Origin of the sequence: Paludibacter jiangxiensis (genome assembly GCF_001618385.1) — a bacterium.
GTDB lineage: Bacteria > Bacteroidota > Bacteroidia > Bacteroidales > Paludibacteraceae > Microbacter > Microbacter jiangxiensis.
The window spans coordinates 138,180-152,695 of record NZ_BDCR01000003.1; the positions used below are offsets into that span (position 1 = coordinate 138,180).

16 protein-coding genes and 1 tRNA gene are annotated in these 14,516 nt (G+C 42.6%); 16 read left to right on the plus strand and 1 reads right to left on the minus strand.

The window, feature by feature from the left end; genetic code table 11:
- The first annotated feature begins 20 nt into the window (after positions 1–20).
- The 6 genes from def (at position 21) to aroB (ending at position 3,471) form a co-directional block, all read left to right on the plus strand.
- Positions 21–575 (plus strand): peptide deformylase, encoded by a 555-nt coding sequence (def, locus tag PJIAN_RS07035; RefSeq protein ID WP_068703497.1) that lies wholly within the window; start codon positions 21–23, stop codon positions 573–575.
- A gap of 9 nt (positions 576–584) precedes the next feature.
- The gene (locus tag PJIAN_RS07040) at positions 585–1,127 is read left to right on the plus strand and encodes an LptE family protein (protein ID WP_068703499.1); all 543 of its coding nucleotides are present in this window, start codon (positions 585–587) and stop codon (positions 1,125–1,127) included.
- 13 nt (positions 1,128–1,140) lie between these two features.
- Positions 1,141–1,776 carry a DUF8458 domain-containing protein gene (locus PJIAN_RS07045; RefSeq protein ID WP_153802512.1) on the plus strand — a complete coding sequence of 212 codons (636 nt, stop codon included), beginning with the start codon at positions 1,141–1,143 and terminating at the stop codon, positions 1,774–1,776.
- A gap of 4 nt (positions 1,777–1,780) precedes the next feature.
- A complete protein-coding gene (gene secG / locus PJIAN_RS07050) occupies positions 1,781–2,158 on the plus strand; it encodes a preprotein translocase subunit SecG (RefSeq protein ID WP_068703503.1) in 378 nt (125 codons plus the stop codon).
- Positions 2,159–2,239: 81 nt separating this feature from the next.
- Positions 2,240–2,316 (plus strand) — tRNA-Pro (locus PJIAN_RS07055).
- Positions 2,317–2,412: 96 nt separating this feature from the next.
- A complete protein-coding gene (gene aroB, locus PJIAN_RS07060; protein ID WP_068703505.1) occupies positions 2,413–3,471 on the plus strand; it encodes a 3-dehydroquinate synthase in 1,059 nt (352 codons plus the stop codon).
- 2 nt (positions 3,472–3,473) lie between these two features.
- Here the strand turns inward: aroB and PJIAN_RS07065 are convergent, their stop codons facing one another.
- A complete protein-coding gene (locus PJIAN_RS07065; RefSeq protein ID WP_068703507.1) occupies positions 3,474–3,998 on the minus strand; it encodes a shikimate kinase in 525 nt (174 codons plus the stop codon).
- Positions 3,999–4,242: 244 nt separating this feature from the next.
- On the opposite strand from PJIAN_RS07065, the gene pyrB reads away from it, so the two are divergent.
- From pyrB to PJIAN_RS07115, 10 genes are all read left to right on the plus strand, one after another.
- The gene (gene pyrB / locus PJIAN_RS07070; RefSeq protein ID WP_068704634.1) at positions 4,243–5,148 is read left to right on the plus strand and encodes an aspartate carbamoyltransferase; all 906 of its coding nucleotides are present in this window, start codon (positions 4,243–4,245) and stop codon (positions 5,146–5,148) included.
- A gap of 40 nt (positions 5,149–5,188) precedes the next feature.
- Positions 5,189–5,803, plus strand: a complete 615-nt coding sequence (locus PJIAN_RS07075; RefSeq protein WP_068703509.1) for a hypothetical protein — start codon at positions 5,189–5,191, stop codon at positions 5,801–5,803.
- 8 nt (positions 5,804–5,811) lie between these two features.
- Positions 5,812–6,279: an aspartate carbamoyltransferase regulatory subunit gene (pyrI, locus tag PJIAN_RS07080; protein WP_068703511.1), complete on the plus strand. Its 468-nt coding sequence runs from the start codon at positions 5,812–5,814 to the stop codon at positions 6,277–6,279.
- 6 nt (positions 6,280–6,285) lie between these two features.
- Positions 6,286–6,864, plus strand: coding sequence for a flavin reductase family protein (locus PJIAN_RS07085; RefSeq protein WP_068703513.1), 579 nt, complete (start codon positions 6,286–6,288; stop codon positions 6,862–6,864).
- A gap of 59 nt (positions 6,865–6,923) precedes the next feature.
- Positions 6,924–8,351 (plus strand): glycosyltransferase family protein, encoded by a 1,428-nt coding sequence (locus tag PJIAN_RS07090; RefSeq protein WP_068703515.1) that lies wholly within the window; start codon positions 6,924–6,926, stop codon positions 8,349–8,351.
- Between the two features lie 54 nt (positions 8,352–8,405).
- A complete protein-coding gene (gene prfA, locus PJIAN_RS07095) occupies positions 8,406–9,491 on the plus strand; it encodes a peptide chain release factor 1 (RefSeq protein WP_068703517.1) in 1,086 nt (361 codons plus the stop codon).
- Between the two features lie 452 nt (positions 9,492–9,943).
- Positions 9,944–11,068 carry a DNA polymerase III subunit beta gene (gene dnaN / locus PJIAN_RS07100; RefSeq protein WP_068703518.1) on the plus strand — a complete coding sequence of 375 codons (1,125 nt, stop codon included), beginning with the start codon at positions 9,944–9,946 and terminating at the stop codon, positions 11,066–11,068.
- Between the two features lie 51 nt (positions 11,069–11,119).
- Positions 11,120–11,551, plus strand: coding sequence for a thioredoxin family protein (locus tag PJIAN_RS07105; RefSeq protein ID WP_068703519.1), 432 nt, complete (start codon positions 11,120–11,122; stop codon positions 11,549–11,551).
- An 8-nt stretch (positions 11,552–11,559) separates the two neighbouring features.
- A complete protein-coding gene (locus tag PJIAN_RS07110) occupies positions 11,560–12,777 on the plus strand; it encodes an S-adenosylmethionine:tRNA ribosyltransferase-isomerase (protein ID WP_068703520.1) in 1,218 nt (405 codons plus the stop codon).
- A gap of 110 nt (positions 12,778–12,887) precedes the next feature.
- Positions 12,888–14,408: a metallopeptidase TldD-related protein gene (locus PJIAN_RS07115; protein WP_068703522.1), complete on the plus strand. Its 1,521-nt coding sequence runs from the start codon at positions 12,888–12,890 to the stop codon at positions 14,406–14,408.
- The last annotated feature ends 108 nt before the right edge of the window (positions 14,409–14,516 follow it).

The following is a 14,516-nucleotide window of genomic DNA, read 5'->3' on the forward strand; positions in this document are numbered from 1 at the left end:
TAGCTAACCATTAATTTCAAGTGATTTATCCTATCTACACTTACGGCCAACCTGTTTTAAGAAAAGTAGCAGAACCAATCGACGCCAACTATCCGGATCTAAAGAAAGTAATCGACAATATGTTCGACACACTCTATCATTCTGACGGCATCGGTCTTGCTGCACCTCAGGTTGGACTTTCCATAAGACTTATCGTAATTGATTTAGCTCCGCTTTCAGAAACAAAAACAGAACTTCGTGATTTCAAGAAAGTACTTATCAATGCAGAAATTCTTGAACGCAGCGGAGAAGAAGTCAAAGAGGAAGAAGGCTGTCTGAGTCTTCCCGGAATTCAGGAATATGTTCCCAGAAGTAATAAAATCACCATTCGTTATTGTGACGAAAACTTCACAGAACATATCGAATCGTACGAAGATTATACTGCGAGAGTTATTCAACATGAGTACGATCACATTGACGGACACATGTTTATCGATCACATTTCACCTATCCGCCGCCAGTTAATCAAAGGAAAATTGTTAGCAATAAGCAAAGGAACGGTAAAATGCAGTTATAAGATTAAGCCTGTAAAATAAAGCGACAATATGCCTTATTCATCCAAACATATTTGCTCGAAAAGCGGATGCTTCCGTTTCCTGGCTGTCATCTGCATCGGACTGCTGGTAAATGCGTGCTCTATTTCGTATAAATTCAACGGATCATCCATCGATTATACGAAAACCAAAACAATCACCATTGCCGACTTTCCAAACAACGCGACGTTGGTTTACCCGCAATTGGCATCGAAACTCAATACCGCGCTCAAAGATTTCTTTAACCGCAGAACAAAATTACAGCAGGTTAAACGCAATGGAGACATGCAAATAGAGGGTGAAATTACGGATTACAGGCTGACTCCATTATCAATACAGGCAAATGCTTTGGCTGCACAAACGCAGCTTACAATGACGGTAAGGTTCAAATATACCAATACCAAGAATCCGAAAGATGATTTAGAGACCACGCTCTCGGCCTCTCAGACATTCGACAGTTCCAAGATGCTGACTGCTGTTCAGGAAGCGCTTGCAGATGAGATGGTAAAAGAAATTACCGAAAAGATATACAACCAAACAGTGGCAAGATGGTAATCAAACGTTCGTTATGACAATTGAACAGCTTTCTCAATGGATGCACGAGCCACACACTCTCAATCAGGAGCAGGTGGCAGAACTCAGGAAACTTTGCGAAGAGTTTCCCTATTTTGCCGTTTCCAGAATGCTACTGCTAAAAGGGCTTCGCAATACCAACGATGTTCTTTTTGAATCGGAAACCCGAAAAACAGCAGCCTATTGCCCTGACCGTCGAAAGCTTTACTTTCTGCTTTATCCTGTTACTGAAACGCAAAATCAATCTGGCAGCCTGTCTAAATCGCCTTACAATGATTTGCCCGGTGATTATTTCAGCTTGCAAGAAGTAAATGAACCGGAAGATAAGTCTCAGTCATTAAAGAGCCTTGCACAAAAATTAAAAGAAGCGCGGCAACAAAAAGCGGCCACTGCAACAACCATTCGAACGACAACGCCTGCTCCGGAAATCACAGAAGAACCCATCGAACTGGTAGAGGAAGAACTTATTTTCACGGAAGATGAGGCAATTCGCCTGATAAGAGCCAAGAATTTTGAAAAAGCACTTAAAATATTACGTGTTTTACATTTGAATATTCCAGAAAAAAGTGTTTACTTTGCAGACCAAATTCGGTATTTAGAAAAAATTATCGCAACTATTAATAAATCATAGCTATATGTACATTTTAGCAACTATTTTGATTGTTTTGGCAGCCATTTTGATGGTACTTGTCGTATTGGTTCAAAACTCCAAAGGCGGCGGGTTAGTATCTGGTTTTTCATCTTCCAACCAAATTATGGGTGTTCGTAAAACCACAGACTTCCTTGAAAAAGCAACCTGGGTGTTAGCAATTACAATCGTGGTACTGAGCGTAGTAGCTACAGGTTATGTAGAAAAACAATCTATGCAGGTAGGTTCTGATGTAACCGAAGGTGCAAGCGCAGCTCAACAACAGGAAGCTTCAAAAACTAAAATCCCGAATTTCAACGAAAACGCTAAGCCTCAATCGCAACCTCAGCAACAACCGGCTCAGCCTGCCCAACCGGCAAAATAAAAAAGAAAAAAAATTACGCGCTAAGTGCAAAATTGCATTGGTTTTTTTGCAATAAAAATTGTACCTTTGCAGCGCAAAAATCGGGGTGTAGCACAGTTGGCTAGCGCGCCACGTTCGGGACGTGGAGGTCGGAAGTTCGAGTCTTCTCACCCCGACCAAAAAGACCTGCAAATAGAACATTTGCAGGTCTTTTTTTTATACACCTGACGGCAAAAAAACGGTTACTCTCATCACATCGCATACAATTCAACAACATGGACAAATCAGTTATCATTACCAGCAACCTGACACAGGAAATAAACAATCAAATAGAACGTCTTTCTCCTGATTCGGTATTTCTTTTGGCAGACACAAATACTTATCGTCTTTGCCTCCCCCTGCTGGCGAAAGATAACAATATGGCGGCTTATCCTATCATTGAAATACCAGCCGGCGACGAAAACAAAAATCTGAACTCGTTGTCAATCGTTTGGGAATATCTTTCGTCTCACGGAGCTACCCGCAAATCATTATTAATTAATATAGGTGGCGGTATGACTACCGATTTGGGAGGTTTCGCTGCATCTACGTTCAAACGGGGCATTCAGTACATCAACGTCCCCACAAGCCTGCTGGGAGCTGTTGATGCAGCTGTAGGCGGAAAAACAGGCATCAACTTCAACGGGCTCAAGAATGAAGTCGGAGTAATACAATCGGCAGATGCCGTAATTCTCTATCCCGAATTCTTCCGCACATTGGATACTAAAAACATCCTGTCGGGATATGCAGAAATGTTGAAACATGCTTTGTTGAAATCGGAACAAGAGTGGAAAGATGTCGTTTCTTTTGATTTCGACAACATCAACTACGATCTTCTCGGCGAACTAACGCAACGCTCAATTGCCGTAAAAGAAGCCATTGTGGCGCAAGATCCTACAGAACAGAATATCCGCAAAGCGCTTAATTTGGGACACACTTTCGGTCATGCTTTCGAAAGCTTCTCTTATACATCGGAACAACCACTGCTACACGGTTACGCCGTGGCATTCGGAATGATTTGCGAAATTTATCTATCTCTGAAAAAGCTGGGCTTCCCGGCAACCATACTTTCACAGCTCGTACAACTTGTGAAAGAGAACTATGGGATAGTGCAATATAGTTGCAAAAACTACGACACACTGTATGAGCTGATGACTCACGACAAAAAGAATGATCGTTCGGGGATTAATTTTACGCTGATGGGCGGCATTGGAGATATTCGCATCAACCAACATGCCACCAAAGAAGAAATTTTTGAAGCATTCGACTTCTTAGCCGACTGTTTGGGAATTTGAAATTAACCGGCTCTCTCCTCCACCCGGGTCACAATATCGTCGACAAAGCTGAAATCGAGCACCGCTTTAGAATCGACAATCATTTGTGCCTGAGAATAAAACGGGTCGCGGGCTTGCAACATCTCATCGATGAACAAATGAAGCTCTGCGTCTGTTTTTTGGCTTACCAGGGGACGCTGAGAACGTCCGTGCTTAAGTCTCTCAACCAAAATATCCACCGGAGCACGTAAATAGATTGTCATCCCGGCCTCGTTCATCAATTTCATATTATCGTGAAAACAGGCAGCACCACCGCCTGTTGCTATCACCGTATCTTCAAATCCGCACACTTCCTGCAACATCGCATGTTCAAGATCGCGAAATCCGCTTTCTCCCCTCTCTTCAAAAAGCTGTGCAATGGTTTTATGAAAACGGCTTTCAATAAACGTATCGAGATCAACAAGCTGTAAGCCCAGTCGTGCCGAAAGCATTTTTCCGACAGTTGACTTACCGCTACCCATATATCCTACAAGAAAAATCGGATGCATTAACAATGAATAATTAAACGTTACAGAGATGAGCCAGCATGTTTCCCCCGGCAATATCTATTCCGCTGCAAAAAAAACAAAAAAAAGCGACATTCTCATCCTCTTATAGAGCCTTTTAAAAAAAAGAAGTAAATTTGCCCAACTAACGAGTTTAATGAGTTTTTTGCTTAATTGTCTGACAAACACCAAACACCCTTTAAGCAAACCCATTACTCAACCAGCCATTTCGATACAACTCCTATCTATGCAAAAAAGTTTAGTATCCATTACCGATTACTCCAAAGAAGAGATGCTTCGGATTTTGGACTATGCGGCGGAATTTGAAAAAAATCCCAACCAACACATTTTGGATGGCAAAGTGGTAGCCACCCTTTTTTTTGAGCCCTCAACACGGACTCGCCTGAGTTTTGAAACTGCCGTAAACCGCCTGGGCGGACGTATTATCGGATTTTCAGATGCGTCTACTTCCAGCTCTTCAAAAGGAGAGACACTGAAAGACACCATTAAAATGGTGAGTAACTATGCCGACCTTATTGTGATGCGCCATCCGCTCGAAGGAGCGGCACGTTACGCTTCGGAAGTAGCTAAAGTTCCGGTTATCAACGCCGGTGACGGTTCTAACCAACACCCGACACAAACTTTGTTGGATTTGTATTCAATCCGCAAAACGCAGGGACGCCTCACCGATCTGAATATTTACATGGTAGGTGACCTGAAATATGGACGTACGGTACACTCGCTGCTAATGGCAATGGCCCATTTCAAACCGACTTTCCATTTCATTGCTCCCGATGAATTGAAAATGCCGAATGAATACAAACAGTTTTGCGACGAACAAAACATCCCGTATTTCGAACATAAAGAATTGAACGAAAACATCAACGAAGCCGACATTTTGTATATGACCCGTGTACAACGGGAACGCTTTACCGACCTGATGGAATACGAAAAGGTGAAGAACGTCTATACCTTGAAAAGCAAAATGCTCGAGAACACCCGCGACAATTTGCGTATTCTCCACCCGCTACCCCGTGTGACCGAAATTGACTATGATGTGGACGACAGCGAAAAAGCATACTATTTTGATCAGGCTCAGAACGGACTTTACGTTCGCCAGGCTGTTATTTCCTGTTCTCTCGGATTATTGTAAACATAATAATTAAGCTTTTAACCCAACAAAAACATAAAAAATGAAATCCAGAATTCTGTTACTTGCAGTTTTTATTTTATCAATAGTGTCTGTTCAGGCTCAAACCCAAAACCGTCAGGATCGTGATCCGAATAAAAACGAAGACCTCTATTTCATTCCGGAAATACGGATTGGATACGGTTTTTTGGACACAAATAACCCAACGGTGTTAATCCCGGGTGCAAATAAAACCACTTACGACAATTATACCCCCATGTCTTACAGTGCGTTTATGAACTTTGGTTATCACTTCACACCATTGTACTCTGCCGGTATTGGCGTTGGTTTAATGCAATATGGCGGACCAAAATCCACCTCGCTACCGACCTACCTTGATTTCAGAGGTTATTTGCATGATGCTAAAAACACTCCGTTTGCCTTTGCTAAAGTTGGGGTATGTCTGCAATGGTGGAAAGCTTTTACTCCGGGATCATGGACAACTCTGGGTGTCGGTTACAAATTTTTCTCTGGCAAACAATGCTTCACAGCAGCTTTAGGATATGAGTTTAAGCACATCACTCCGTGGAATGACCTTCTCTCAGAAAACTATCAAAGTGGACAGTTCTCACTCAACCGCCACTCTATCACATTCACACTCGGTATGATTCTTCAATAAACAAAATAATGAGCAAAACAGAAAACAAGCAGGTGAAAATTGTTGCCGCCATCAAAGACGGCACAGTGATCGACCGTATTCCCTCCGACAAACTATTCAAGGTTGCATCGATCCTGCACATAGAGGAATTATCAAATCAGATTACGGTTGGTAATAATCTTGAAAGTCAGGAATTGGGAACAAAAGGCATCATAAAGGTGTCTGACAAGTTCTTTTCCGACAAAGACATTAATAAAATTGCACTGATTGCCCCGAATGCCAAACTGAACGTCATTCGTGATTATGTGGTAGTTGAAAAAAAGACCTTAAAGCTACCGTCTGTTCTTGAGGACATCGTAAAATGTGTCAATCCTAATTGCATCACCAACCATGAGCCGATGATGACTCGTTTTCATGTGGAAGATAACCACACACTGACTCTCCGTTGTGAATACTGCGAAAGAGTAATGAGCGGCGACGAGGTAAAAATTCTGTAAAAACATATGGAAGAGCACTCAAAAACCCTCTGGAAGCCCGGAACCATGATCTACCCCTTACCGGCCATCATGGTAAGTTGCGGAGAAACTGTAGAAGAGCACAATATCATAACTATCAGCTGGTTGGGCACAATTTGCACCAATCCTCCAATGTGTTACATCTCCGTACGTCCCGAACGTCATTCCTACCCTATCATTAAGAGGACGGGCGAATTTGTTCTGAATCTGACTACCGAAGACATGGCTTTTGCGACCGACTGGTGCGGAGTGCGATCGGGAAAGGATTTCAACAAATTCGAAGAAATGAAGCTTACCGCAGGTACCGCTTCGGCTGTTAACGCTCCTATCATCAAAGAATCGCCACTCAACATTGAATGTCGTGTTAAAGAGGTGCTGGCGCTTGGTTCGCATGACATGTTTATTGCTGATGTGGTATCCGTACAAGCCGACGAACGTTTCATCATTTCCGAAACAGGTCAGTTCGATATGAAAGCGGCCAATCTGATAGCATATTCTCATGGACATTATTACAAACTCGGTGAAGAGATAGGAAAATTCGGGTGGAGTGTGCAAAAAAAGCAGTAATGCTACAGGCTTCCGTCTAATTACCGATCTTAAACCGCAATTGCTTTGTGTAAACGCTTATGATACAGGAAACAAATTTTTATCTATCCAAGTATTACAGCAACAAGGCAATTGCGGCTTTTTTTATTGCAATAGCAGTCTGCAACCTCCTCTTCTTTCACAAGATGCTGCCTGTGCAGTGGATGGTATCGGCCACCATTGAAGCGGTCTGTTTCTTTTACTTCACACAGTCACTCTCCCGGCAATGGATTCGTTATTCTGAAAAACGTTTTGCAAAAAAACTCTTTATAACGACACTGATTTTAAGAGTTTCATGGGTTTTTGTAGCCTATTTTTTATACACTTGGCTCAACGGTGAGCCTTTTGAATTTGCTGCTGCCGACTCTCATTTTTACCAGTCTATTTCGGGAGAATTTGCAGATTTTATCAAAACCGGAAACTGGAGTGGCATTGCCAATTACCCCAAGCTGGATGCTTCTGACACCGGCTATCCTGTATGGTTAGCTATCGTACATCTGTTTTTCGGAGATTCGATACTAATGCCACGCTTAATTAATGCTGTTTTAGGTGCGTATACAGCAGTCTTGCTTTACAAATTTACAACCCGTAATTTTGGCGAAGCAGCAGGCCGTTTGACGGGCATCATGTGTATGCTTCTTCCGAACTTTTTCTTTTACGTTGGTATTCACCTGAAGGAAACATTCATGATTTTCCTGGTTGTCTCTTACGCCTACAATGCTGACAACCTGCTAAGATCCACTAAACTTACCTGGCAAAATATCGCACTCACAATTCTGGGTGCGCTGGTACTCTTTTTCTTCAGAACCGTTTTAGGAGTTATCGCCTTGTTTGCACTCTTTACTGCGTTCGTATTCTCGAAAGGACGCAACATGAAAAAATGGGGCAAAAGAATTATCATCGCTTTATGGGTATTCTTTTGCATCGGCGCCTTACTTTCCGGACGGATTATTCAGGAGATAGAAATACTATACAAATACAGCGGATCGAATCAGGCTACCGGCATGCAATACCGCTCCGTGCAAGAAGGAGGCAACTCTTTTGCACGCTATGGTTCGATGGCTGTATTCGCACCAATGATTGTCGCCATTCCTTTTCCCACTTTTACGGAGGCAAACGAAGAACAACAAAACCAGATGATGTTTTCCGGGGGATATTTCGTGAAAAACATTTTCAGTTTCTTCGTCATTGTGGCGATGATTATTCTTATTCGACGTAAAGAATGGAGGGAACACCTCTTCCTTATTTCGTTTTTCGTAGCCTACCTGTTGGCCATTGCAAAGAGTAATTTTGCCGTTTCCGAACGATTTCACCTGCCTGCCATGCCTTTCCTTCTGGCAATGGCCGCATTTGGAATGACTCGAATCGGCAAAAAAGAGAAGAAATGGTTCACTCCTTATGTATTTTTTATTGTTCTTGTCGTTATCGGATGGAATTGGTTTAAACTTGCCGGGCGAGGCCTCTCCTGACAGTAGGCAAATACAGTTAAAAATCGTAACTTTGCCGTCCGAAAAATAACAGACATGGACCACAATACATTACTATCCCGACTGGAAGGATTATCCGGTCGTTTCGAAGAAGTTTCCACACTTATTACCGACCCGGCAGTAATAGCCGACATGAAACGGTTCGTAAAACTCAACAAAGAGTATCACGATCTGGAGAAGATTGTGGCTGCCCGTAACGAATACAAACTTGCACTTGACCACCTAAATGAGGCTAAAACGCTGCTAGATACCGAATCGGATCCAGAAATGAGGGAAATGGCCAAGGCCGAAATTGATGATATTCAAAGTCGCCTGCCGCAAATGGAGGAAGAGATCAAGCTGATGCTGGTTCCAAACGATCCGCAGGACAGCAAAAATGCCATTCTCGAAATACGTGCAGGTACAGGCGGCGACGAGGCATCTATTTTTGCCGGTGACCTGTGGCGCATGTACTCCAAATATTGCGAGACTAAAGGTTGGAAAACACAGGTTACCAGTTTTAGCGAAGGAACATCCGGAGGTTACAAAGAAATTGTGATGGAAGTATCCGGCGAAAATGTCTATGGCACCCTGAAATATGAATCGGGTGTTCACCGCGTTCAGCGCGTACCGGCAACCGAAACCCAGGGTCGTGTACACACCTCGGCTGCGACTGTTGCCGTACTTCCGGAAGCAGAAGAATTTGATGTAGAGGTGAAAGAGTCGGATATCCGTGTCGATATTTTCTGCGCCTCAGGGCACGGAGGACAGTCGGTAAACACCACCTACTCCGCTATCCGCCTGGTGCACTTACCGACAGGCATCACCGTTCAGTGCCAGGACGAAAAATCACAGCTAAAAAACAAAGCCAAAGCCATGGTGGAACTCCGTAGCCGTATCTACAACATGGAGTACCAAAAATACCTTGATGAGATTGCCTCCAAACGTAAAACAATGGTTTCTACCGGTGACCGTTCGGCTAAAATACGGACATACAACTACCCGCAAAGCCGCGTTACGGATCATCGCATTGACCTGACGCTCTACAACCTGCCCACCATTATGGATGGCGAATTGCAACCCATCATCGACAAACTAATTGTGGCAGAAAACGCAGAACGGTTGAAAGAATCGGAATTGTAAAAGACAAAGGCAATACCTTTCCCATAGCAGTAGTCGTTTGGCTACTGCTTTTTTGCTTTAAAGATCTTGCGTTTGAGATTTCATAATTGAAACTCATTCTACCATTTTCACTCAAAATATTTGTTGAAAAAATCATTTGGAGGTATTGAATTGAAATCTTAACTTTGTCTGTTGCAAAAAAATATACTTGTTATTTTTACAACGCAATCCTAACTCCCCGTAAATGGGGTGTTTTTGTAATCTGATATAAAAATAAAAACTATAAGCCGGAGCAATACCTGTAATTCAGAATAGCAACTGTTTTACCACAATGGGTTAACCTCTGTATTCTACTTGTCTAAAACTTAACTTATATTCAAATGAAACGAATATGTTTCGCAGGAACATCCAGGAAGATGAGAATCCTGTAACATAAAGTTCCATACTCCCTTAAACGAAAAAATTATTACAGTATGAAATTTGTAGCCTCAAGCACAGCCCTCTTAAGCCATTTACAGGCTATCAGCCGCGTGATCAACAGCAAAAACACGTTGGCTATCCTCGATAACTTTCTATTTAAATTAGAAGGCACCACCCTGACACTAACAGCTTCAGATCTGGAAACAACCATGATCACATCAATGGAAGTTGTTGACGTTGATGGTGAAGGAAGTGTAGCGATCACAGCCAAGTTGCTGCTGGATACTTTACGCGAGTTCTCAGAACAACCCCTTACTTTCGATATTGACGATGAGAACCTGGCTCTTGTAATTTCATCTGACAACGGAACATACAACTTCATTGGCCAAAAAGGAGATGAATATCCTCGTATTCCTTCTCTGTCTGAAAGCACGAATACTTTCTCAATCGATGCTTCGGTGCTAAGCAATGGTATTCAAACCACTTTCTTTGCTACCGCCGACGATGAGCTGCGTCCCGTAATGAACGGAATTTTCTTCGATGTTACAGCAGAACACACCACCATTGTGGCAACAGACGCTCACAAGCTGGTTCGGTTCCAGACAGAATCTCCGGAAGGTTCAGCTAACTTCTCTTTTATCCTTGCAAAGAAAGCAGCCGGTTTGTTGAAAAACATTCTCCCCAAAGAGACAGGTGATGTTGTTGTGAGCTTTGACGAAAAGAATATTTGCTTTAAGTTGCAGAATTATACATTATTTGCTCGTCAAATTGAAGGTCGCTACCCGAACTACGCAGGTGTAATTCCTGTAAATAACCCAATCAGGGTAATTGCAGATCGCACTACTTTGCTTAATGCAGTAAAACGTGTTTCTGTATTCTCCAATCAGGGAACAAGTTTGGTAAAATTACACATTGCCAGCAACCAGATTAATATCTCTGCACAGGATATCGATTTTTCCATTTCAGCAGAAGAAACCATTGCATGTCAGTTTGAAGGTGATAAAATTGAAATCGGATTCAAATCTTCTTTCCTCATTGACATTCTGAACAACCTTTCAGCTACCGAGGTAACAATCGAATTATCAGAACCTTCCCGCGCAGGCCTGTTCCTTCCTTTCGATCAGGGAGAAAACGAAAACGTATTGATGCTTTTGATGCCAATGTTGCTCAACAGCTAATCGTGAAGCATAAATAACAAACTGTTAATTACAGAATTTTCTTCCATTTGTATGCGGAAACTTATCTTTACAACAATTGCATTGTGCTTTTTGATTGCTCCGGCTGTAGCTGCACAAACTCCGGTCATAAAACAAATTTCCGAAAGCGAGTTCCGAAAGCTTGTATGGGATTACACCAAAAGCCCTGCAGTAAAGTTGCAGTCACGTTTACCTGTCATTATTGACTTCTTTGCCACCTGGTGCAGACCCTGCAAAGAACTATCGCCTTCTATAGACCGACTACAGAAGGAATATGCCGGCAAACTGATCATTTACCGGGTAGACGTTGACAAAGACCGCGCACTGGCAGAGAAAATGAATATACAGGCCATGCCTACGTTGCTGTTTATAAACACGAAAAATCAAAAGTCGGAAACCGTAGGCCTCATATCGTACGATGAGCTCAAGAAAGCCGCTATACAAAAATTACAGATCAAGAAATAAACGGATTGATGACCAGACGTCCACAGCAAATTGATATTGATGAGTATAACTATCTGCTACCAGACGAACGAATAGCAAAATTCCCTTTAGCAGAAAGAGACGCATCAAAATTATTGATATACAATAAAGGCAATATATCAGAATCACGGTTTAGAAACCTCGTTGATTATTTGCCTGAAAAAACACTTTTAGTGCGGAATAACACGCGGGTTGTACAAGCCCGTGTGTTGTTTTTTAAAGAGACCGGAGCCCGGATAGAGGTGTTTTGCCTCGAGCCTCATTCGCCTTCCGATTACGCGGTAGCCTTTCAGCAAAGGGAACAATGCGAATGGACGTGTATGATAGGCAACCTGAAAAAATGGAAAGAAGGTGCTCTGACCCGCCGGTTTGAAGTTGATGGAACCTCTGTGACATTAACAGCAGAACGCATCGACTCGAGCGGTTTGTCACATACCGTAAAGTTTTCGTGGGATTCACCGTCTCTTACATTTGCCGATATTCTTGAAGATGTTGGCGAGTTACCTATCCCTCCATATCTCAATAGAGAAACAGAAGAATCAGATAAAGAAACATATCAAACAGTATATGCCAAGATAGAAGGATCGGTAGCGGCACCCACAGCAGGACTCCATTTTACGGACGCTGTTTTGGAAGACCTCGAAAAACATGCGATTCGCTCCACCGAAGTAACCCTCCATGTAGGCGCCGGCACATTCCAGCCTGTCAAATCAAAATCGATTGGCGACCACACCATGCATTCTGAGATGATTTCGGTAACGAAAGACACTCTTGAGGAGCTTCTTCGCAATCTGGGATCTATTGTCGCCGTTGGCACCACTTCTGTCCGTACACTCGAAAGCCTTTACTTCCTGGGAAGACAACTGATTTTGTCGCCTGACACTTTTCAATTTCAGGTAAAACAATGGGAACCCTATAACAGTACCGCATTGTACCCATCGACAGAAGAAGCTTTATCTGCTCTGATTGATTACATGAATGCGCACAAGCTCCAAAAGTTGAATGCTGCTACACAGATCATCATAGCCCCGGGGTATAAATTCCGTTTGATAAGTGGAATGATTACCAATTTCCATCAACCCAAAAGTACGTTACTTCTTTTAATCTCAGCTTTCGTAGGGGCAGACTGGAAGAAAATCTACAACTATGCATTTGACAACGAATTCCGTTTCCTGAGTTATGGTGACAGTTCGTTGCTTTTGCCTTAAAAACATCTGATTAATTGATTGTTTATCAGAATTTATGACTAATATTGCATAGTTTTTTAGTTGCAGCCTGCAACGAATTATCTTAGTTAAAATCATACACATACGTAAATATGAGCTGTAGTAGAAGAGAATTTTTAAAGACCGGAGGAATGTTGGCTGGTGCAGCCCTGATTCCGGGTGCAGCCATTCTGGAATCGTTTTCTCCAAAAGCACTTACGCTACAATGGGTGCTTGATCATTTTAAAGTAACCGAAAGCGACTTGCGGAAAATAATGGCAATTGCTTTGGAAAATGGCGGTGATTATGCTGACATTTTCTTTGAACACACCCTCGACAACATGCTTGTACTACGCGATGGTAAAGTAAATTCAACCTCTTCCAACATCGACTTTGGAGTTGGAATCCGTGTGATAAAAGGAGATCAAACCGGATATGCTTATACCGAAAACGTAACGTTACTCGACATGATTAAAGCTGCACGAACTGCTGCTAAAATTGCCAACGGAATGGCTGGTGTCAAGGCGAGTGTTATTAAGGAATACACGTTGAAAAAGAATTATTATAGCGTTATTTCATCGTGGGAAGAGACCGGAGTAAAACTCAAAAAACCATTCCTGGAAAAAATCAACGATCGTATTTTCAGTCTTGACAAAAGAGTATCGAGAGTTATTGTTTCGCAAACCGACACCACTTCTTATATATTATTTTTCAATTCCGATGGCGTGATGATGCACGACTATCGCCCGATGGGAACATTAGGCGCGACTTGCATTATGGAACAAAACGGACAAATTGAGAATGGACGTTCTGCCCGTTCTTTCAGAATGGGTGCGGAATTTCTTACCGACGATCTTGTTGAAACCATCTCGCAGGAGACTGTAAAACAGACCGCCCTGATGTTTGAAGCTATAAAACCCAAAGGTGGCGAAATGCCGGTAGTAATGGGAGCCGGTGGATCTGGAATTTTATTGCATGAAGCTATCGGACATGCTTTTGAGGCTGATTTTAACCGCAAAAACACTTCCATTTTCTCCGACAAACTGGGAAAGAAAGTATGCGACTCTTCTATTTCTGTACTGGACGACGGAACTATTCCGTTCAACCGCGGTGCTGTAAACATGGACGATGAAGGTGTACTGGGTCAGAAAACATATATTATCAAAGACGGGATTCTAAATAGCTACCTCCACGACCGGATAAGCGCAAAACACTATGGTGTGGCTCCGACCGGCAATGGACGCCGCCAATCGTTTCGCTTCACCCCTATACCCCGTATGCGTGCAACATACATGGAAAATGGTTCTGCCCATGAAGAAGATCTGATAGCATCCGTAAAAAACGGGATTTATGTCGACAATTTCACGAACGGACAGGTTCAGATTGGAGCCGGCGACTTTACTTTCTTTGTGAAGTCGGGACGTTTGATTGAAAACGGGAAGCTATCGCACCCGATAAAAGATATTAATATTATCGGCAATGGACCCAAAGCGCTGGCTGACATCACAATGGTAGCCAACAATTACAAAATGGACAACGGCACATGGACCTGTGGCAAAGACGGACAAAGCTGTCCTGTCACCTGTGGAATGCCATCCGTATTAGTTTCCAAATTAACGGTTGGAGGAGATTAAGCAACACCTTCAACGTTGAACGTATATATAAAATCGAAGATTTAAGATTAACTGGTGATCCATTTACTTGTTATTCTTGTACCAATAACTCTTTCTCCAAATAATCAT